The 610-nt window shown below is 38.0% G+C and carries 1 protein-coding gene; it reads right to left on the reverse strand.

Going from position 1 to position 610, the window contains the following annotated elements; translation table 11 throughout:
• On the reverse strand, positions 1-188 hold a 188-nt coding region (locus tag N5O98_RS27395; RefSeq protein WP_269496312.1), incomplete at its 3' end, for a hypothetical protein.
• Positions 189-610: the final 422 nt, after the last annotated feature.

Here is a 610-nt window from a genome sequence, read left to right on the forward strand (position 1 = left end):
TGCGGATGCAAAGGTACAAAAGAAAATGATATTTCAAAGTGTACTGAATAACAGAAAATGGCAAAAATAGAGAAAAACAGAAAATATTCAAATGACTGATAATAAGAAAGATGAATTATTTTTATTCTATAATCTCCATGTCTTGTATCGGCATTGGCATTGGGTGGTAAAGAAGCAATAGATAACATCCATATTCTAAAAACTATTCCCTACATAGAAATGTCACTCCAATCTATCGGGGATTTGAAACGAGTGCAATAACAGATTACTAACGAAGCGCGATGACGCTTAAACAGTGTTCCCCGCTAATCCATTAAAGGGTTCACATATGGTTCATACTCGAATGATTTTCTTTTGCAAAATATGCAAATTACTTGAGTTTTAGCTATTTCAAAAAACGACCAAAGGGTTCACAAAGGGTTCATCGAAAGAGAGTGAAATCATTCACTCTCTTTTTTTATGCCCTTTTCAATTCTGCAACCAATGGTTGCGGAATTTCATCCCACCCGGACAAATCGGGACACCGCAGGACAAATTCGGACAGCCCTTGCCGCCCGTCCAAATATAGCATATTTAGTCGCTACCTTTGGGCGGGACTATTCCCGTAACC

This window comes from Bacteroides sp. LFL-34, assembly GCF_027257075.1.
GTDB lineage: Bacteria > Bacteroidota > Bacteroidia > Bacteroidales > Bacteroidaceae > Bacteroides > Bacteroides ovatus.